Source organism: Pseudomonas iridis (assembly GCF_017980685.1).
GTDB lineage: Bacteria > Pseudomonadota > Gammaproteobacteria > Pseudomonadales > Pseudomonadaceae > Aquipseudomonas > Aquipseudomonas iridis.
The window spans coordinates 62676-81750 of record NZ_JACXXO010000023.1; the positions used below are offsets into that span (position 1 = coordinate 62676).

At 50.9% G+C, this 19075-nt stretch carries 18 protein-coding genes and 1 pseudogene; 12 read left to right on the top strand and 7 right to left on the bottom strand.

Going from position 1 to position 19075, the window contains the following annotated elements:
- Positions 1-40: 40 nt before the first annotated feature.
- Both IEQ42_RS25325 and IEQ42_RS25330 read right to left on the bottom strand, forming a co-directional pair.
- Positions 41-358 (bottom strand): transcriptional regulator, encoded by a 318-nt coding sequence (locus IEQ42_RS25325; protein WP_042560239.1) that lies wholly within the window; start codon positions 356-358, stop codon positions 41-43.
- Between the two features lie 111 nt (positions 359-469).
- Entirely contained in the window at positions 470-706 is a 237-nt protein-coding gene (locus tag IEQ42_RS25330) for a glutaredoxin family protein (RefSeq protein ID WP_042560240.1), read from the bottom strand.
- Positions 707-913: 207 nt separating this feature from the next.
- Here IEQ42_RS25330 and IEQ42_RS25335 point away from each other — a divergent pair, with 207 nt between their 5' ends.
- The gene (locus tag IEQ42_RS25335; protein ID WP_200616714.1) at positions 914-2626 is read left to right on the top strand and encodes a cation:proton antiporter; all 1713 of its coding nucleotides are present in this window, start codon (positions 914-916) and stop codon (positions 2624-2626) included.
- On the opposite strand, the gene IEQ42_RS25340 is transcribed toward IEQ42_RS25335, so the two are convergent.
- A complete protein-coding gene (locus tag IEQ42_RS25340) occupies positions 2623-3831 on the bottom strand; it encodes an ammonium transporter (RefSeq protein WP_210705926.1) in 1209 nt (402 codons plus the stop codon). The genes IEQ42_RS25335 and IEQ42_RS25340 overlap by 4 nt on opposite strands.
- Before the next feature lie 307 nt (positions 3832-4138).
- On the opposite strand from IEQ42_RS25340, the gene IEQ42_RS25345 reads away from it, so the two are divergent.
- The 8 genes and pseudogenes from IEQ42_RS25345 (at position 4139) to IEQ42_RS25380 (ending at position 12747) form a co-directional block, all read left to right on the top strand.
- The gene (locus tag IEQ42_RS25345) at positions 4139-4453 is read left to right on the top strand and encodes an ElaB/YgaM/YqjD family protein (RefSeq protein ID WP_042560243.1); all 315 of its coding nucleotides are present in this window, start codon (positions 4139-4141) and stop codon (positions 4451-4453) included.
- A 2-nt stretch (positions 4454-4455) separates the two neighbouring features.
- A complete protein-coding gene (locus IEQ42_RS25350) occupies positions 4456-4842 on the top strand; it encodes a phage holin family protein (protein ID WP_042560244.1) in 387 nt (128 codons plus the stop codon).
- Positions 4839-5177: a hypothetical protein gene (locus tag IEQ42_RS25355; RefSeq protein WP_210705927.1), complete on the top strand. Its 339-nt coding sequence runs from the start codon at positions 4839-4841 to the stop codon at positions 5175-5177. Before IEQ42_RS25350 ends, IEQ42_RS25355 begins: the two co-directional genes overlap by 4 nt.
- A gap of 123 nt (positions 5178-5300) precedes the next feature.
- A complete protein-coding gene (locus IEQ42_RS25360) occupies positions 5301-6464 on the top strand; it encodes an EAL domain-containing protein (RefSeq protein WP_210705928.1) in 1164 nt (387 codons plus the stop codon).
- Between the two features lie 70 nt (positions 6465-6534).
- Entirely contained in the window at positions 6535-7863 is a 1329-nt protein-coding gene (locus tag IEQ42_RS25365; protein ID WP_042560247.1) for a deoxyguanosinetriphosphate triphosphohydrolase, read from the top strand.
- A gap of 389 nt (positions 7864-8252) precedes the next feature.
- Positions 8253-8879, top strand: coding sequence for a response regulator transcription factor (locus IEQ42_RS25370; RefSeq protein ID WP_047302336.1), 627 nt, complete (start codon positions 8253-8255; stop codon positions 8877-8879).
- 8 nt (positions 8880-8887) lie between these two features.
- Positions 8888-11092, top strand: a pseudogene (locus IEQ42_RS25375) (transporter substrate-binding domain-containing protein); the annotation flags it as partial.
- Between the two features lie 59 nt (positions 11093-11151).
- Positions 11152-12747 (top strand): recombinase family protein, encoded by a 1596-nt coding sequence (locus IEQ42_RS25380; RefSeq protein ID WP_078473470.1) that lies wholly within the window; start codon positions 11152-11154, stop codon positions 12745-12747.
- A gap of 62 nt (positions 12748-12809) precedes the next feature.
- Here IEQ42_RS25380 and IEQ42_RS25385 read toward each other — a convergent pair whose 3' ends face one another.
- Positions 12810-14363, bottom strand: a complete 1554-nt coding sequence (locus IEQ42_RS25385) for an EAL domain-containing protein (RefSeq protein ID WP_210705929.1) — start codon at positions 14361-14363, stop codon at positions 12810-12812.
- A 22-nt stretch (positions 14364-14385) separates the two neighbouring features.
- On the opposite strand from IEQ42_RS25385, the gene IEQ42_RS25390 reads away from it, so the two are divergent.
- From IEQ42_RS25390 to IEQ42_RS25400, 3 genes are all read left to right on the top strand, one after another.
- Positions 14386-14622 carry a hypothetical protein gene (locus IEQ42_RS25390; protein WP_210705930.1) on the top strand — a complete coding sequence of 79 codons (237 nt, stop codon included), beginning with the start codon at positions 14386-14388 and terminating at the stop codon, positions 14620-14622.
- A gap of 23 nt (positions 14623-14645) precedes the next feature.
- Complete coding sequence (locus IEQ42_RS25395; protein WP_210705931.1) at positions 14646-16433, top strand: hypothetical protein; 1788 nt, start codon at positions 14646-14648, stop codon at positions 16431-16433.
- Positions 16434-16646: 213 nt separating this feature from the next.
- Positions 16647-17666 carry a replication initiation protein gene (locus IEQ42_RS25400; RefSeq protein ID WP_210705932.1) on the top strand — a complete coding sequence of 340 codons (1020 nt, stop codon included), beginning with the start codon at positions 16647-16649 and terminating at the stop codon, positions 17664-17666.
- A gap of 112 nt (positions 17667-17778) precedes the next feature.
- Here the strand turns inward: IEQ42_RS25400 and IEQ42_RS25405 are convergent, their stop codons facing one another.
- The 3 genes from IEQ42_RS25405 to IEQ42_RS27825 all read right to left on the bottom strand — a co-directional run bounded on the left by IEQ42_RS25405 (position 17779) and on the right by IEQ42_RS27825 (position 19047).
- Complete coding sequence (locus tag IEQ42_RS25405) at positions 17779-18039, bottom strand: hypothetical protein (RefSeq protein ID WP_210705933.1); 261 nt, start codon at positions 18037-18039, stop codon at positions 17779-17781.
- A 74-nt stretch (positions 18040-18113) separates the two neighbouring features.
- Positions 18114-18410 (bottom strand): hypothetical protein, encoded by a 297-nt coding sequence (locus IEQ42_RS25410; RefSeq protein WP_210705934.1) that lies wholly within the window; start codon positions 18408-18410, stop codon positions 18114-18116.
- Between the two features lie 232 nt (positions 18411-18642).
- Positions 18643-19047 carry a type 4 pilus major pilin gene (locus IEQ42_RS27825; RefSeq protein WP_210705937.1) on the bottom strand — a complete coding sequence of 135 codons (405 nt, stop codon included), beginning with the start codon at positions 19045-19047 and terminating at the stop codon, positions 18643-18645.
- Positions 19048-19075 lie beyond the last annotated feature (28 nt).

Genomic DNA, 19075 nt, shown 5'->3' on the forward strand with positions numbered 1-19075 from the left:
ATTATCCAGCACTGAGGGAAACGAACCTAGCGCAGAATCCTCAGGCCGGAATCGATTTGAGCGCCGCCGCGTCGGTGAACTCCTTGAGCCAGCGCAACACGTCGACAGCTTCCCAACGACCCGGGTCATACAAGGCGTACATCAGGCCCTGATACCCGACCACGTCCAGTTGCTTGTGATAACCGGCGCGCTGAAACAAGGCTTCGATCTCCGCAAAACACGTATTGAAATGCAGCTTGTTGAATGGCGTCTTGCCTTCCGTGACCAGCCCGTCCAGGCGCAATTCCAGAACGGCCTCGCGCACCACGTCAACCGACATCCGGTTCACGCTGTTCTTCAACTGTTCGACATTGACCACGGTTCGTCCCTCTGACCCAATTACTGTATGAACATACAGTAACCGAATAAGCCGGGAAGTGCCAAGGGATGGATTTGTGCTGGCGACCAGCGGGCGCTGCACGGGAACAGGCTAGCTCAGGAAATTCACAACCTCGTCGGCGCTGAATGGCCAGTCCAGTTCCGCTCCGGTGTCGACTCGCCGCAGCACCGGAATCCGCAGGCTATAAGCCTCATACCAGGATTCGTCTTCGGCGATATCCACCAATTCAACCAGCAAGCCGTGTTCGACGAGAGGCATCAGCTCAGCTTCAGCGACTTCACACAGATGACACCCCAGGGTGCCGAACAGCTGACATTCAGGAGGCATGATTGCTCAACCACAAATTAATCCGCCTATTCTAGGCCGCCACTGAAAACCCGTCGAGCCACCGCCGCCCAAAGGCTTGAGCGCATGCGCAACAGTTCGCGCGCAAAACCCTGATGCAAATCAGCGCACGCAAAAGACGATTACGCGATGCTTACGGTTTTTTTGCTTCTACGCTTGAGAAGCCAGAGCCTGACCTCGGAGTGTCCAGTGTTTGCCAACCTGTTGATCATCCTCGCCTCATCCCTAGTGGTGATTGCCCTGTTTCGCCGCCTGCGGCTGCCACCAGTATTGGGCTATCTGTGCGTGGGATTGCTGGTCGGCCCCAATGCATTCGATTGGGTCAATGAGAGTGAACATCTGCCCGACGTGGCGGAACTGGGCGTGGTGTTCCTGCTTTTTTCCCTCGGCCTGGAGTTTTCCCTTTCAAAGATGATCGCCTTGCGCCAATTGGTGTTTCGTCTTGGCAGTCAGCAAGTATTGGTCAGCGCGGCAGTGCTGGGCCTGTTATTGATGCTCTTGGGCATGCCGATAACGCCAGCGTTTCTGCTCGGCGCCGGGCTTGCATTGTCCTCCACGGCGATCGTGACCAAGGAATTGGGCAGCCTCGGTGAGGTGTTCAGCAGCCACGGGCAGAATGCGGTCGGCGTCTTGCTGTTTCAGGATGTGGTCGCGGTGTTGCTGCTGACGCTGGTGCCGGTTTTTGCCGGCAGCAGCGATCAGGCCTGGTACTGGGCACTGCCGCTGACGCTGGCGAAAACCGTGGTGTTGTTTGTCGGCCTGTTGCTGGCCAGTCGTTGGTTGCTGCCCCGGCTGTTCCACGAAGTCGCGGCCTCACGCTCGGCAGAATTATTTGTGCTGTTGGCGCTGGTGATTGTGCTGCTTACCGCGTGGCTGACTCACTTGCTCGGCCTGTCTCCCGCCCTGGGTGCTTTTCTGGCCGGCATGTTGCTGGGTGAAAGCCATTACCGGCATCAGATCGAAGCCGATATCCGGCCCTTCCGCGACATTCTGCTCGGGGTGTTTTTTGTCAGCATCGGCATGCTGATCGATTTGCAATTGTTCGTCAGCGACGGCCTGTTGATCCTCGGGCTGACTGTCGGCTTGATGATCATCAAAGGCGTCGTGGTGGCGTTGCTGGTGAAGTGGCGCGGCAGTGACAGTGAAACCGCATGGCGCAGCGGTCTGGCCCTGGCTCAGGGAGGCGAATTCTGCTTCGCGCTGATGGCGCAGATGCAACAGAACAGCATGCTGCCCGAAAAGCTTGGCGCCTTGCTGCTTGCAGCGACGTTCTGCTCGATGCTGCTGACCCCCATCCTGTTACGCGCCGCCCCACGCATCGCCACGGCCCTGCACCGCAAACCCAATGAGGAAGCACAGATCGAGCACATCAGCGCGCTCAACGCCGACCTCGACCAGCATGTGGTGATTTGCGGATACGGACGGGTCGGTCAATCCATCGGCCGCTTCATGCGTAACGCAAAGCAGCCTTACATCGCTTTGGACAATGACCCGGTGCGGGTACAGGAAGCCGCCACCGAAGAAAGTGACGTGCATTACGGCGACTCATCACGCGGTGACTTGCTCACCGCCGTCGGCCTGCTACGCGCAAAACTACTAGTGATTGCGGTGGATCAAACCGACGTTGCGATGCGCATTCTCAAGGAGGCACGTCGCCTCAATGATCAGATACCGATCCTGGTACGCACCCGCGACGACAGCGAATTGGCCGAACTCAAAGCTGCCGGCGCCAGTGAAGTGGTGCCGGAGCTGTTGGAATCGAGCCTGATGCTCGGCTCTCACGCCTTGATCATGCTCGGCTTGTCGGCGCGACAAGTACAAGAGAAAGCCGATCAAGTGCGAAGAGACCGATATCGCCTGCTGCACGGTTTTTATTCCGGAGCCAATGATGAAGAAACCTAATCCTGGCTCACCGCGCCGATCTTGTGCACCGACAGGTCGGCGCCGTAATACTCTTGTTCCTGACTCAGGCGCAGCCCATGCAGCGCCTTGATCACGCCGTAAACGACAAAACCACCGATCAACGCCACCGCCACGCCGAGCGCCGTGCCAATCATCTGGCTGATCAGGCTGACGCCACCAAGCCCGCCGAGCGCGGTCTGGCCGAAAATCCCGCAGGCAATCCCGCCCCACACGCCGCACAAACCGTGCAACGGCCAAACGCCCAGCACGTCGTCGATGCGCCACTTGACCTGCGCCGCCGTAAAGCACCAGACAAACAGCGCGCCGGCGATGGCCCCGGTCACCAGAGCACCGACCGGATGCATCAGATCGGAACCTGCGCAGATCGCCACCAATCCGGCCAGCGGGCCGTTATGCAGAAAGCCTGGGTCATTGCGTCCGACGATCAATGCCGCCATGGTGCCGCCGACCATCGCCATCAACGAGTTGACCGCCACCAGGCCGCTGACGCCTTGCAAGGTCTGTGCGCTCATCACGTTAAAGCCGAACCAGCCGACAATCAGAATCCACGAGCCCAATGCCAGAAATGGAATGCTCGATGGCGCGAAGGCCACCAGTCGTCCGTCGCGATAACGCCCGTTGCGCGGACCCAGCAACAGCACCGCCGCCAGCGCCAGCCAACCGCCCATGGCATGCACCACCACGGAACCTGCAAAATCATGAAACGCGGCGCCGAACCGAGCCGTCAGCCACGCCTGCAGACCATAGTTGCCGTTCCAGATCATCCCTTCGAAAAACGGATAGATGAACGCAACGATCAGCGCTGTGGCGCACAACTGCGGAACGAAGCGCGCGCGTTCGGCAATGCCTCCGGAGATAATTGCCGGGATCGCCGCTGCGAAGGTCAGCAGGAAGAAAAACTTCACCAGTCCATAGCCATGATCGGCACTCAGCACTGCTGCCGGCTGCATGAAGGTCACGCCGTAAGAGATCCAGTAACCTATAAAGAAATAGGCCAGGGTCGAGACAGCGAAATCGCTGAGAATCTTCGACAGCGCGTTGACCTGGTTTTTCTGGCGTACCGTACCGACTTCCAGAAAGGCGAAACCGGCATGCATCGCCAGCACCATCACCGCACCGATCAGGATGAACAACGTATTGGAGCTGTGAACCAATGTTTCCACAGCGCTTTGCAGATTTTCCATAAAGAGGCAGACCTGAAAGATAAAAAGGCACCAAAGCAGTTCATGCACACATTTCATGCACCAAGTTACGCCCGCACAGTCATGAACCTGAAGGTCCGATGAACCGCTTTGGCGCACGAGATCGATGTGCTGGCACGAACCGGGATAATTTGCGTCAGGCTTTTGCAGCCTGTACGCCCGGCAACAGCGCACGCCTGACCGCCGACGCACCACGGCACAGCAAAAGTTGTACCAGTCATTTGTACTGAACCTTCACGCAAGGCTCATACTCGAACGATTCAGAAGCCACATATACGGAGATCCACCCATGGCCAGCATCAAGGCAAAGACTGCTCAAGACATCCTGATGAACGACTTCCAGACCCTGGTCGCCGACACCGAGCGGTTGCTCGAGCACACCGCCACTCTGGCCGGTGATCAGGCAGATGAGCTGCGTGCACAGATCCACGACAGTCTGCTGCGTGCACGCGAAACCCTGAAGCTGACCGAAGACACCCTGCGCGAACGCGGTCAGGCGGCAGTCACCGCCACCGAAGACTACGTGTCGGCCAATCCTTGGCAGTCCGTGGGCATCGCTGCCGGTGTGGGCTTTTTGATCGGCCTGCTAGCTACTCGGCGCTGATTATGTCGATCGGTGAATCCGGCCCGGCTGCGGGCACCTCATCCTCCACGCGGCGTCTGGGCGCCGCTGTCCTCGGCTTGTTGCACAGTCATGTCGAGTTGTTCGGCATCGAACTGCAGGAACAGAAAGCACGCACGGTCAGCCTGTTGTTGTTCGCAGGTCTGGCTTTGGTGTTTGCCCTGCTATTGCTTGTCGGCTTGTCGACGCTGGTGTTGATCGTATTCTGGGACACCTACCGCCTGCCTGCGATCATCGGCCTGTGCGTGTTCTATACCCTTGCAGCTGCGTTCTGCGGATTGCGCCTCAAGGCTGCGGTGTTCGATGAATCCTCACCCTTCCATGGCACGCTCGAAGAGCTGGCCAACGACCGGGAGCGCCTGCTGCCATGAGCCTGCCTGAACTTCCACACAACAGCTCACGTCGGGAAATGCGCAAGGCACTGATTCGCCTGCGCATGGAAATGCATCGGCAGGAAATCCGCCACGAAGCCGGGCAAGTGCTGCAACCTCTGCAGCGCATGCGTGGCATGTCGCAAAACCTGCAAGGCGGATTCGGGATCAAACACGCGCCGTTGTGGGGTGTTGCCGCGGTCACGCTGTTGGGTTTTGTCACCGGCAAAGGCGCGAAAAGCGGCGGTGTCGGTGGCCTGACTCGACTGATTCGCCTGGGAACCAGCCTTGGCCCACTGATCAGACTGGTCATGCAGAGTTCTGGCAAACGCTGAACTGACGTATCTGGCTACATTCTTGCAATGTCGGCGGGATTGACCTCTTTACCTGGAGGTTCAATCCCGCGTGCCTACCCGGTCGGCGGGTTCACTCAGAACAACAACGACTAAGGAGGCCTCGTGATCGACGGGCAACCGCTCGCCTGCTTTCAACCTTTCATCGATACCGCCACAGGGCGTATTGCAGGCGTCGAAGCACTTGGCCGTCTGCGCCAGGCTGATGGACAACTGACATCGGTCGGGCCGTTGTTCGCCGATCCGCGTACCCCCGCCATTGCCCTGCGCCGCCTCGACCGCCAGATCCGCGACAACGCCTTGAGCCGTCTGCACGAAGCCCCGGCAGACTGGTTTCTCAGCCTGAACATGTCGCCCCACTGGATCAGCCGTCTGCGCCCCGACCAGGCGCTGCCCAGCCTCAAACAAATGGCGCGACACAATGTCGATCCGCAACGCATCGTGTTCGAGATCACCGAACTTGGCGGTAACAGCCAACGTCTGGCCGAAGTGGTTGGCCGCTATCGCAAGGCGGGGGCGCGAATCGCCATCGACGATTTTGGCGCCGGTCACTCACAGCTCGATCGGGTGCTGGCCCTGCAACCGGACATTCTCAAGCTCGACATGCGCCTGTTTCAGGCCGCAGCCAGGGGCGGGCCAAGCAGCGACGTGGTCAAGGCCCTGGCGCAGATGGCCGAGAAGACGGGGTGCTGGATCATCGCCGAGGGCGTCGAGACCGAAGCACAACTGAATTTTGCCCTGGAATGCGGATCGCGTTATGTGCAGGGTTTTCTGTTCGCGCGGGCGCAAGAGGCGTTCTTTGCCACCGACGCGTTTGTGCAACGTTTTGCCGAACTGCGCCAGCGCTACGTTCAGCAGAAGCTCACCGAGCGAGGACGATTGATGCAGATGCGCCATCAACTCAGTGAATTGATGGCGATCCTGCAGAGCTGGGCACACGCTCGTGCGCCACTCAGCGCATTACCGCAACTGGACGCTTTCCCATGGCTGCTGCGGTTTTACCAATGCGATCGCCATGGCACGCAACTGACCCCCAATCTGGAATGGCGCCACGACGGCTGGGTATCTGATGACCGCTATCTGGGGCACAACTGGTCGTGGCGTCCGTACTTCTACCATTTGCTCGCCGAAGGCTGGGAGGAGCGGCGCCTGACCCTGTCCAACACCTACCGCGATGCCACCAGCAACCAGTATTGCCTGACGGCCGGGCAATTTTTCGACAACGGTGAGCGGTTGCTGTTGATCGACATTGATGCGGCGGGACTGTAGTTCCACTTGCAGGCGCAGACCTGAACCGGGAAGCTAGGGCAATTCATCCATCAGACGGAGAGAATCAGCCTTGGATTGGCAAACCCTGCTCAACCGCGAACGTCTAGGAAAGCCGCTGCACAGCCCGCAGGAACTTGGCCGCAGCCCTTTTCACAAAGATCATGACCGCATCATTTTTTCAGGCGCCTTCCGCCGCCTGGGTCGTAAAACCCAGGTGCATCCGGTTACCAGCAACGATCACATTCACACCCGCCTGACCCACTCGCTGGAAGTCAGTTGTGTGGGCCGCTCGCTGGGTATGCGCGTCGGCGAAACACTGCGCAGTGCGCTGCCGCAATGGTGCGATCCGAGTGACCTGGGCATGGTCGTGCAATCGGCCTGCCTCGCTCATGACATTGGCAACCCGCCGTTCGGTCATTCCGGTGAAGACGCGATTCGCCACTGGTTTCAGCAGGCGGCCGGGCGCGGCTGGCTGGATGGCATGAGTGAAGCAGAGCGCGGTGACTTCCTCAATTTCGAAGGCAATGCCCAGGGTTTCCGCGTGCTCACTCAGCTTGAGTACCATCAGTTCGACGGCGGTACACGCCTGACTTATGCCACCCTCGGCACTTATCTGAAATACCCGTGGACGGCCCGTCACGCGGATTCCCTCGGCTACAAGAAACACAAGTTCGGCTGCTATCAGAGCGAACTGCCGCTGCTGGAGCAGATTGCTCACAAGCTTGGCCTGCCACAACTCGAAGATCAGCGCTGGGCGCGTCATCCGTTGGTGTACCTGATGGAAGCCGCCGATGACATCTGCTATGCACTGATCGATCTGGAAGACGGCCTTGAGATGGAGTTGCTGGAGTACGCCGAAGTCGAATCGCTGCTGCTCGGACTGGTGGGCGATGACCTGCCGGAAACCTACCGCCAGCTTGGCCCGCAGGATTCGCGGCGGCGCAAACTCGCGATCCTGCGCGGCAAGGCCATCGAACATCTGACCAATGCAGCGGCGCGAGCCTTTGTAGAGCAACAGGATGCGTTGCTGGCCGGCACGCTGCACGGCGATCTGGTCGAGCACATGCATGGCCCGGCCAAGCGCTGTGTATTGAACGCCAAGGACATTGCCCGCAAGAAGATCTTCCAGGACAAACGCAAGACGCTGCACGAAATCGGCGCCTACACGACGCTGGAGATCCTGCTCAATTCGTTTTGCGGCGCCGCACTGGAACAACACAATGGACGCACCCCGTCGTTCAAGAGCCGGCGCATCCTCGATCTGCTGGGCAACAACGCACCTGACCCGCAAGGTTCGCTGCACACGTCATTTTTGCGCATGATCGATTTCATCGCCGGCATGACCGATGGCTACGCCAGCGACATGGCGCTGGAAATGACCGGTCGCTCCAGTCACTGACTTCGCCTCATTCAGCTGGCCGGAAATCCCGGCCAGCTGAATGCAAGGGGCTCACTTATCTGCACGATGCCATTAACAACGGCAAACTCTTGTCGATTTATAACGCAATGTAACCGCTAAAGACTACCCGCCAACTCGTCAGATCTCACCAAACTTAAACACTATTGAAAAAGCCAATTACAACCAGCATTTGCAAAAAGAAAAAGGCGAACTATAAGCCAATACGATTCCTGCACTTACTTACGCTTGACCTAGTTCAGCTGTAGTCTTTTTCCTTGTTAAATGTAGGAATTATCCGATAACACGACTGGAGCCATGTCAGCTCATGCGAGCGCTCATTCATCTGAGCTAAGGTGCGCGCTTTATTCGTGCTTGTATGGGATTTGATTATGAACTCCGTTTTTATTGTCGACGATCACCCGGTCATTCGTCTCGCCGTACGCATGCTGCTTGAACATGAAGGTTATAAGGTCGTCGGTGAGACCGATAATGGGGTTGATGCCATGCAGATGGTGCGCGAGTGCATGCCTGATCTGATCATTCTCGACATCAGCATTCCAAAACTCGACGGGCTGGAGGTGCTGGCCCGGTTCAACGCCATGAGTTCACCTTTGAAAACCCTCGTGCTGACCGCCCAGTGTCCGACCTTGTTCGGTGTTCGCTGCATGCAATCGGGCGCCTCCGGTTATGTATGCAAACAGGAGGATTTGAGTGAACTGGTCAGCGCGATAAAAGCCGTACTTTCCGGCTACAACTATTTCCCCAGCCAGGCGTTGAATCCGGTTCGCAGTGACGATGTTCGTTATACGGAACTGGAACTCTTCAAGTCCGTCAATGATCGCGAATTGATGGTTCTGCAATTGTTTGCCCAAGGTCGCACCAACAAGGAAATAGCCAAGGGGATGTTTCTCAGCAACAAAACCGTCAGCACTTACAAAAAACGTTTGATGCAAAAACTCAAAGCCAAATCCCTTGTAGAACTTATCGAGATGGCCAAACGCAACGCACTCGTGTGAGACCCCGCATGCCCAGCCGTTTAAAGGACTATCTAATTGCGTTGAGTGCAGGGTTTTTCCTGAGCGCCAACGTGTTCGCCATGCAGGGCGGCTCACCTGACTACAACTTACTCAGCCGGTCGGCAAACGAGTCGATGCCGGTCGCGTTTGAACAGTCTCAACGACAGTGGCTGCAAACCCGCCGCGAGCTGCTATTGGGCACTTCCGCGCCGGACTATCCGCCTTTCGACATGACCGTCAGTGGCCAGGACTACGAAGGTCTGACCGCCGACTATGCCGGGATTATCGGCGAGGCCACCGGGATGTCGATCCGGATCAAACGCTTTCCCTCCCGGGAGGCCGCGATTCGCGCGCTGGTCGATGGTCAAATCGACCTGCTCGGTACGGCCAACGGCTATGAAGCCGGCAACGCCAACCTTGCGCTGTCCGAACCCTACGCCAATGATCAGCCGGTGCTCGTGACCCGCGAGGACGAAAGCCGGACATTGACCGAAGGCCTGGCAGGATTGCGCCTGAGCATGGTTTATCACTATCTGCCGCTGCATGATGTCAAGGCGCTTTACCCCAAAGCCCTGATTACCTGCTACCCCTCCTACCAGAATGCGATCAACGCAGTCGCGTTCGATCAGGCCGATGTATTTCTCGGCGACACCATTTCCACGCACTACATGATCAACAAGGGCTACCTCAACAACGTGCGCATGGCCAATTTCGGCAAGCAGGAAGCCCACGGTTTCAGTTTCGCCGTACGCCGCGACAATCCGCAGTTGTTGGGCATTATCGACACCGTGCTCAAAGCGGTGCCGCGCAGCGAGCGTGAAAACATCGCCAAACGCTGGAGCGCCGGCAGCGATCTGCTGCTTACCGACAAAAAGCTGCAACTGACCCAACGCGAAGAAGCATGGCGCAACCGGCATCCTGTCGTCAGTGTGGTCGTGAATGAGGCACACGCGCCGCTGACCTTCTTCGACGGCGACGGCAATTTTCGCGGGATCAGCGCCGACCTTCTCGAACTGATCCGACTGCGCACCGGCCTGCGTTTCGAGATCCGGCGCAGTCGTAACGACGCGGAGATGATCCAGCAGATAGACAGCCATCAGGCCGACCTTATCGCCGCCCTCCTTCCGACTGCCGAACGGGAAAAAACCCTGAACTTCAGTCGACCCTATCTGGAAAACTCCTATGTCCTGCTGACGCGCAAGAGCGCCGACAGTCCGACCAATCTGGGCCAGCTCAAAGGCAAGCAACTGGCGATCGCCAAAGGCAATCCGATGGTTGAGTACTTGCGAAGCGAGTATCCCCGCATCCAACTGGTTGAGACGGCAGATACCTTCAGCGCGGTGTCCCTGCTGGCCGAAGGTCACGTCGATGGGGCAGTCAATTCACTGGTGATCGCCAACTACTTCATTTCCTCGCAAATCTTCGAACGAGCGTTGCAAATCACCACTACCATCGGCACCGGGCAGGCTGCGTTTTCGCTGGTAACCGCGCGTGACAACCCGGAACTGAACTCGATCATCAACAAAGCATTACTGAGCATTTCCCCCGAAGAACTGGGCGTGATCAATGGCCGCTGGCGTGGATACTCCACGGCTTCGCAAAATATCTGGCGCAACTACCAACGCCTGTTCTACCAGGTAATCATCGGCGCCTGCCTGCTCCTGCTGCTTTTGCTGGCGTGGAACGCCTACATGCGCCACCAGATCAAACAGCGCAAGGCGGCGGAACGTGCCCTGAGCGACCAGTGCGAATTCATGCGCTCGCTGGTCAACGGCACACCGCACCCTATCTACGTTCGCGACCGCCAAGGGTTGCTGCAAAGCTGCAATGACAGTTACCTCGAAACGTTCAATGCCAAGCGCGAGGATGTCATTGGCAAAAGCGTCATGCAGGGTACCGTGAGCAACGCTTTTGAGGCTCAAGCCTTCCACGCCGATTACCAGCGGGTCGTCGCAGAAGGCAATCCGCTGTTGCTCGACCGGCCGCTGCACATCGGCGGCCGACGTCTGACGATCTATCACTGGATCATTCCCTATCGCGATTCCAGTGGTGACGTGAAAGGCATCATTGGCGGCTGGATCGACATCAGCGAACGCCGTCAGCTGTTCGAAGACCTGCGGGCAGCCAAAGAGCAGGCGGATGAGGCCAACCGCGCCAAAAGCACATTCCTCGCCACCATGAGCCATGAGATCCGTACGCCAATGAATGCAATGAGTGAGGCAAATTGTAGAAAGGGCTAGAATCCAGTACCTACTAGGGGTTGAGAGCATCCATGAGAACAGCAAACCCACTGCCAAGGGCATTTTTCGAGGTGTTCCAAGGTGACGACACAATCAACGTTTATAGCTACATCCGCTTTTCATCCAAGGCTCAGAAGCTGGGCTTCGGGGAGATCCGACAGCTTGAACAGCTTAACCGTTTTTTCGAGCAATACCCCCAAGCAAGGCAGGTCGAACGCTACGAGGATTTAGGTGTTTCCGCCTTCAAAGGCAAAAACCTAAAATCTGGACAACTGGCCAAATTCGTAGAACGAATAAAGGCAAAAGAAATCCTGCCAAACGCCCTGCTATTGGTCGAATCCTTCGACCGCATTAGTCGCATGGGCGGGTATGACGCGCTTGAACTTATAATATCTATCATCCAAGCGGATTGTGCGATTTACACCCTATTTGACAATCGCCTATATTCTCGACGAAAGAAAGACAGCAGTGCAGATATAAGCTTAATTCAGAATATTTTGGAAAGAGCTAATGATGAAAGTCGGTCCAAATCAGAGCGTATTTCCGATGCCAAGGCACGGAACCTTTTAAAAGGTGAAAATGGCGGAGTTATCACCAAGCGCTGTCCTTTTTGGATTAACCTTGTAGACGGTAAATTCACTCTTAATGAGCATGCAAAAGCCGTAAAGCGCGCCACAGAACTATGCTTTGATATTGGGTTTCAGTCTATTGCCAAAGAGCTTAACCAAGAGGGGCATCCTAAAAAATACTCTGCCAAGACCATAGGAAATATTCTTCACCAGCAAGCAATATACGGTTCATATATTGCCATGGAGTGGGAAGCAGGGAAGCCAATACAAATTAAGAAGGAGATCAAGGGCTATTACCCTGCCCTTATCAGTGAATCAGAGTTTCATAGGATAAGCGCGAAGCTTAAAGAACGGCAAGACCCATCACTGGCAGGACGAAGAGCACAAGAATTCAGAAACATTTTGCGTGGCTTGGTCTTTTGCAAATGCGGTTCAACTTTTCGCTATCACGCACAAAAAAGTTTATACGTTGATTTGGTTTGTCAGGCTTCGACCGTAGGACAATGCTCATATGCAACGCCCGGTAAAGGCATCAGGCACCGATATGCATTGGTAGAGTCGATATTCCTGGCATATCAATCGCTCATTCCATTTCATCAAATTATCGTCAAGACGGATGACATTAAAGCGCTTGAAAAAGAGCATGAGGAAGTTTCTGGATTAATAATCTTGAAGGAGAAAGCATTAGGCAATAACTTTGCCATTCTCGAACAATCTTCCGAAAGCGCTCAAAAGTATATTTTGAGTAGGATTGATGAGGTTAGCCAAGAGCTAGACAAGCTTAAGGAAGATGAGCATATGTTAAGCGTGAAAATAAGCTCAATGCATTTGGCGAGCAAGTCTGACTTTAATGTGATGGAGATTTACCGCCTTTTGCTAACAGAAAGAGGGCGCATCAAAATAAATAATTTTCTTCGAGCGCAAAAAATTAAGCTCATTATAAGTCCAATCAAAAAGAAATACTTTGAGCTTGATATTTATCACGCTGACAAACACTTAGATACAATTGACGTAACGCCGGACGGTTACACGGCTCGATATAAACCTCATCTAAAATAACGCATATACAGCCCTAAAACGCACCCAATCAAGATTGGGCACCTTTTAGGGCTAAGTTAAAATCAGTCATGTGCGAAAATCATTGTATTTCCAGAGTCTGCCTGGGATTTGATCGTGGCTGTCAACTCAGCAATTGGTAATGCCTTGCTAAATAACCAGCCCTGCATTAATGCATCAGGGCAAATTTCTAAAATTGCTTTTTTTTGATGCTCTGTTTCCACTCCTTCAAAAACGACTTTAGCATTCAAAGTATGGGCTATTTCATAGACTTTTTTCAAGACAACCGCTGCTGGTGAATCTGTCCCAGCAGCTTGCGTGAAAGTCTTGTCAATTTTAATTACATCAACATTTAGTTTTGCCAAGTAAGCTAGACTTGAATATCCTGACCCAAAATCATCAAGCAAAACCTTGTAACCTGCAATTCGTAAATCATCAATTTTTCGTCCCATTTGACTAATTTCGCAGGTTGAACCTTCAAGTATCTCTATTGCAATTTGCTCTAGCGCCACATTGTGAAGGCTGGCTGTATTTGAAATATGATTAAGCAAGGCGCCATCCACTAAGTCCTTTGTACTCACATTAAAGGCTAAATATATTCCCGGATTGCTAGATAAACCTTTGGAGTATTCCTCAAATGCCTTACTGACAATTAATTCGTGGAGCTTTTTTTCTAAACCGAGCCTTTCAGCTTTCCTGATAAATACGTCAGGAGAAACTGCGCCGAATTTTTTATCGTGCCACCGCGCCAACACTTCAAAGCCTACAACGCCACCTGTTGCACCATGAACAATTGGTTGATAAGCAGTCGAAATTAGACCGTTGTTAATAGCGACTTTTAGTTTATAAGTCAGCGACCCTGTAACTTTACGAAATTGATGGACGGTATAAAACACCATTAACCCTAGCAAAGCCCCCAGCACCGAAATAAATGAGATTAGCCCGAACCTTTTCATGGAGAAAAAATTTGCAACAATATTTGCCTTGATGCAGATATCATATTTATCAGAGCAAATATCTGATGACGCTCCAGTAAATATGCTACTTTTTGTAAATTCTCCAAATGAGCGCCTTGTAATAGATCCGTCACGCGATGTCACAGAGGAACTGAGTCCTTCGGAGGGATGCTCATAAGGAGCAAATGCGGTAGGTGAGGTAACAACGAAGGAGTGCCCCTTTGCTGATATATCTATCTTTGTAGCACTAGGAAAATAACTTGATGCGCTGCGCCAAAGCCTCGCATTATTCTTTGTTAGCTGACCCTCTCCTTCAATATGAAAGGCTGGTGAAATCTTTCCCCACATAGCCGAACATATTACGTTATTACCTATAACCCTTCCTGAATCCTTTATGAAACGATAGTTGTAGGAGATTAATTTCATCGAATCTAAATCTAATGGAGAACATGACTCACTCGTCAATTTGTTTAGCTCGTCAAGAGCTGTGGTGAGGTTTTCTGCTACCATTTCGGCATGGTTTAAAAGAAAGGCTGAATAGGTTTCAATTCTAATATTAGCACTTGCTAGCCATATCACTTGTGAAGCACCAAGCGTAAGCCCCACGCCCAAAACCACGCTTCCAGCTATACAAAGAAGTGTGAATTTTTTATGAATCTCCATTGGCGCCTCCGACCATTCACCTATGAAAGGTTATGTCACATCCATCAAGCCTTGCATAGGGGCAGTGAAAGTATTTACACATCACGCTACGCGTGAGGGCGCTGGACAAATCCAGCGCAAAAAGCAGGCTGGACAAATCCAGCCAAAAGCAAAAAAGCAAAAAAGCAAAAAAGCAAAAAAGCAAAAAAGCAAAAAAGCAAAAAAGCAAAAAAGCAAAAAAGCAAAAAAGCAAAAAAGCAAAAAAGCAAAAAAGCATTGATCCCCAAATGCTAATATTTATGTATGGCTTATTCTAACCCGTTGGGCTTACCACCACACTTTGCTACGCAAAGACGCTTCGCTTGTGGTAGTAAGCACGGGTTCCTTGCCGGAATGGCAGAAGCTAAAAGCGCTCTACTCCAATATAACCATCAATATGAGGACAAAATGAATGGCAAAAAAATAACGTCAATGATATTTAAGACATTGAACTATACAAATGAGATTAAGAAAAAATCAACGAATGGGCACGGCGGTCGCCGTCAGTTATTCAAGAGTCTGCGCCACTCCCTGCGTATACCAGCAAGTCAGCCAAAAAAATTGGAATGGTTCGATGAGCAATCCCATCTTAACCTAATCTGGCTTCCTGAAACTGGCACAACCAGACTTGACGATTACCCGAAAGAACAGAGAGAAGCACTACTTGCAAAAATAACCGATGAGGCGGAAGCGCCAACAGTCGTTAAAGATAATAGAGCCGAACTACTGGAAGCACGCACAAAACTAAAAAACAAAGTCAATAACGCAAGCAAAAAAGAAACTGACGATGGAAGTATCCTCGCTTTTCAAAACATACTCAACGTCAAAGGCATTGCTGATACTGGACAGCTTATGTCTGACTTTGCTTTATTCGACATAAAACGAAAAAATCAGAAACTCGATACGGTGCGAAAATTTCTTGAGTGTCATAACGAGATCGAAAGCGGTCCAAAGCCTATAATAAGAAAAAACCAAGCCGTCATCCAAGAAGCGTTTTTTAAATTCCCATCTAGAAATGAAGTTTCAGGGGTTAGCGCAGAAGGTCGAATTGAATTAATCAAAGGTTTTTACCAGCAGGTGTTTCCTGAATACCCTATTCACTTCATCGTTTTACATGGTGACGAGGATATAAACAAGACAGACCATAGCGACCATCCGCATTTATTCATTTCCACAAAGAACAGTAAAACCGGGCGCTATGACTTGCGTGAGACGCAAATCAAAAAGGTTAACGCCTATCTGAAAAAGCATCGCCCAAGAACAGATCCGATTGGCGAGACGCCTGATTTTTTGGAGTCTCAATTATTGTTCGGGTATTTACAGGACATGTTCTATGCCTACACCAATAACAGACTATTGAAAAATACCCCTTACTACGCAAAAAAACACGAAAAGACCGAAGGGCACATGAATACACTCCGCCACATCAATGGCGAGGCTAAAAAGCCAAAATCAGAACGTGCGTTTAATCTCTATGAATTGGCAAAAATCAAAAGAGAGGAAGCGGAGAACGCTTTAAAACTTGCACAAGGACGAAAGCAGGAAGCCACTCATTATGTCCATAAAGCCCAGCAATACGTTAAAGCTCAGTTGACCAAGGCAGAGGACGCCATAGAACGCCAGAGGCTTGCAGAGGAAGCAACAGCCGAGGAACGTGAACAAGCAGATGCTTACCGCAGGAAAACTCAAAACCACATCAAAAATATTGAGAGTAAAAGTGCCGAGTCAGACCGTATTCAAGGAGAAATAACGGCAAGGATTGCCGAGTTAAAATTATTTAAAACAAACCTTGGTGATCTCATATCTGGTGTAGTCGGCTGGCTTGATGAATTATTCTATGAGAAACGTCAAGATATACAGGAAAAGGCTCTTGAACGAGCAAGACTCGCTTATTTAAGAATTCAGATAAATGATAGGACGGATGGTAGCGAATTCATAAACCAAGCTGATAGAGAAATAGACCAGCATTTGGAGGTTCTTGACGAACATCGTGAAGAACTTCCAGACCTGCCAGACTCAAAAACGATAAAGCAAAAAATAAAGCCAAGGTAATAACGAGGAGACCCAAAAAAACAAACCCCTTAAAATTTGCACTTTAAGGGGTAAATGTTATCTTGCTTGTAAGGAGTAGAAATTAGGGAGCGACCAAGCCTATCAATTTCTACGTTCAACGCTTTGTATATCCAATATACCATTTCAAGTTGATGTAGCAAGAGCCAGTCTCAAATTTTTTCTCCTAAATAACTAAAATAATTAGAGGAGAAAATGAACAATGCCCAATTAAGACTTGAAAACACATTAGAAGTATACAAGTCAAAACTTCCAGCAAAGCCCTACCACACAAACGATTACTACTTCGGAAAGAAGATAGGCGCGTTAAACTCAGCCCTTAAATCACACCATATTCAGCCTAATTCATTAACTCATAAATATTTTATGATATTTGACTTGGATGGTGATATGAGTGTATTGGATTGGGCAGATAAAGGTCTTCCTTCGCCACACCTTATTGTTAGGAATTTAGATAATGGTCGTTCGCACATGACCTATATCCTAAATACGTCAATCAAAAACGATGTAAGTGGTCGTTTAAAGCCTATTAAATACTGTTCTGATATTGAGCATGGGCTAGCTGTCAGGATTGGCGCAGATATGAACTATAACGGGCTTTTAACGAAGAACCCTTTCAAATCGTCCGCCTACAAAGTCTTTTCCTATGAAGATAAACCCTACGATCTCGATTACCTCAATGAATTTGTAGATAAAGACCTCGTTAAAAAACATAGAGACGAAAAAAAGAAAAAGAAAATAGAAGATGGATTCGCCTCTGGTAGAAACTGCACACTGTTTGAAAATCTCCGTTTATGGGCATATGCGAATTGGCACAGATGCCATCAGACAGAGCTACGCTCAAACATCCTTGAACAAGCGATGGTGTTTAATACGTTTGAGTGCCCGTTAGGTACAAGAGAAGTTGAAACCATTGCGAATAGCGTCTATCGGTTTATAAGTCGGAATTTCTCCGTAGAGAGGCTTAATGAGTTGAAAAGCGAGAGAGCTAAACAGTCAAGGCAGAAAAGCTCTGCAAATCTAATCTATGTCGATGGCAAGCCTTGGGAAGAAGAAGGCATCCCGAAACGCACCTACTACTATAGAAAAGAAAATAATGTGGATGCAGAGCGCCCGGTAGAAGCCCAAGATAAGCCTTGGGAGAAAATGAATATGAGCCGTAGAACGTATTATAGAAAGAAAAGCCAAGGGCTAATTGAGGTTGGCACTTTTTAATTTGGCACTAAAGTTGCACTTTTACTATATCAAGGATAATAGCCCCGTAAGGGGGGCGCATCTTGGCAGGACTTTACAGATGTGCAATAAAATAGCCGATACTCTGAATTATCTAAAACCTCCTGCGATCTATCACCCTCTGTATTACTCCTTTGAATGCTCCCCATATAGGAACTTCATATCTAATGCTTTGAACCAATATGGTTCTAGCATATTTTTTATGACTTTCACAAATCTTAGAGATCGCATCCAGCTTTATGCCAATGTCTTGCTGGTTATGCATCGTGGGGTTAAACGAAAGAAGAAACTCCAAGGCTTTAATTCCTTCAAGTTTATCTGTCACTATCAAATCTTCAAGCGCACGCAGGGACATGTGTATTTCATGTATGGCGAGTTCGTAATCGCAACTTCCTTTCATCTCACGCCCTTCCTTGGTCAAAGGGTAACTTATATGTACAATATTTTTTTGATTCTATCCCTGTAAGTCGTCCATACAGGAATTTCTAAGGATATGCTCTGCTCCAAAATAATGCGAGCATGAGGCTCGCACTGCTCATTCAGAATGCGCAAGGCACCAACTTTGATACTTAAATCGCTTTGATCGCATATGCTTGGGTTAAATGATAGTAGAAATTCTAAGATTTTACCTCCTTCAAGCCTGTTTGTTAAAGCTATCTCTTCCAAGGCTTGCATCGCGTCATTAATCCGATTTACTGCACTCTCAAAATCAGTTGCTTTATCCATAGAAGCATCCCTTTTTCGACATGATAAATCTATATTCACTTTTTTCGGTTGTCAAATTTTGATTTACCGATAGCAGTCGCACCAAGTTGGCGCGGACAAATGTTGCACTTTTACTATATCAAGGATAATAGCCCCATAAGGGGAAGTGACTTGGTAAGGCATCCCTCAATATGCATTTATAATTTCAGGCAAACAAAAAGCCCAATCAAGGGCTTGGTTTATTACTTGGCAATTAACTATTGGTATTTGCTCTAACGAAAGCTAGATCTATGGTTCCAGTACCATTTGAGCCACATAGAGCAACAACATCAGTTATTGTGTAATCTTTATCATACGTTACGGTATTGACGCTATCCCAGCCTACCGCTTTTTGTGCTCTGATAATATTGGCACAAACTTCGCCATTTGGAACATGAGTATAGGTTACTGTGAACGAACTAGGACTTTCTCCTGTTATATCAATCGTCCCGCCAAACACGTTGCTAATGCTTGAGCCATCGCTAGATACTTTTACGCTTTTAGGGTAGATACCAAGCTTTAGGGAAGGTCTGAAGTACCCACCGATTTTTGAGGCCCTCGCTGCTTGAGGTTCAAAAAATCCAAGTCGGCCGAAAAACAGACCCTTCTTGTCTTTAATTCACGGCTCTTTCCTCTGATCGTGCTGT

What these genes read in the sequence shown, in the direction of transcription:
- IEQ42_RS25410 (WP_210705934.1), bottom strand. Translation starts at nt 18,410, where the DNA reads ATGGATAAAGCAACTGATTTTGAGAGTGCAGTAAATCGGATTAATGAC.
- IEQ42_RS25400 (WP_210705932.1), top strand. Translation starts at nt 16,647, where the DNA reads ATGAACAATGCCCAATTAAGACTTGAAAACACATTAGAAGTATACAAG.
- IEQ42_RS25355 (WP_210705927.1), top strand. Translation starts at nt 4,839, where the DNA reads ATGAGCCTGCCTGAACTTCCACACAACAGCTCACGTCGGGAAATGCGC.
- IEQ42_RS25395 (WP_210705931.1), top strand. Translation starts at nt 14,646, where the DNA reads ATGGCTTATTCTAACCCGTTGGGCTTACCACCACACTTTGCTACGCAA.
- IEQ42_RS25350 (WP_042560244.1), top strand. Translation starts at nt 4,456, where the DNA reads ATGTCGATCGGTGAATCCGGCCCGGCTGCGGGCACCTCATCCTCCACG.
- IEQ42_RS25385 (WP_210705929.1), bottom strand. Translation starts at nt 14,363, where the DNA reads ATGGAGATTCATAAAAAATTCACACTTCTTTGTATAGCTGGAAGCGTG.
- IEQ42_RS25340 (WP_210705926.1), bottom strand. Translation starts at nt 3,831, where the DNA reads ATGGAAAATCTGCAAAGCGCTGTGGAAACATTGGTTCACAGCTCCAAT.
- IEQ42_RS25380 (WP_078473470.1), top strand. Translation starts at nt 11,152, where the DNA reads ATGAGAACAGCAAACCCACTGCCAAGGGCATTTTTCGAGGTGTTCCAA.
- IEQ42_RS25390 (WP_210705930.1), top strand. Translation starts at nt 14,386, where the DNA reads ATGAAAGGTTATGTCACATCCATCAAGCCTTGCATAGGGGCAGTGAAA.
- IEQ42_RS25370 (WP_047302336.1), top strand. Translation starts at nt 8,253, where the DNA reads ATGAACTCCGTTTTTATTGTCGACGATCACCCGGTCATTCGTCTCGCC.
- IEQ42_RS25405 (WP_210705933.1), bottom strand. Translation starts at nt 18,039, where the DNA reads ATGTCCCTGCGTGCGCTTGAAGATTTGATAGTGACAGATAAACTTGAA.
- IEQ42_RS25345 (WP_042560243.1), top strand. Translation starts at nt 4,139, where the DNA reads ATGGCCAGCATCAAGGCAAAGACTGCTCAAGACATCCTGATGAACGAC.
- IEQ42_RS25330 (WP_042560240.1), bottom strand. Translation starts at nt 706, where the DNA reads ATGCCTCCTGAATGTCAGCTGTTCGGCACCCTGGGGTGTCATCTGTGT.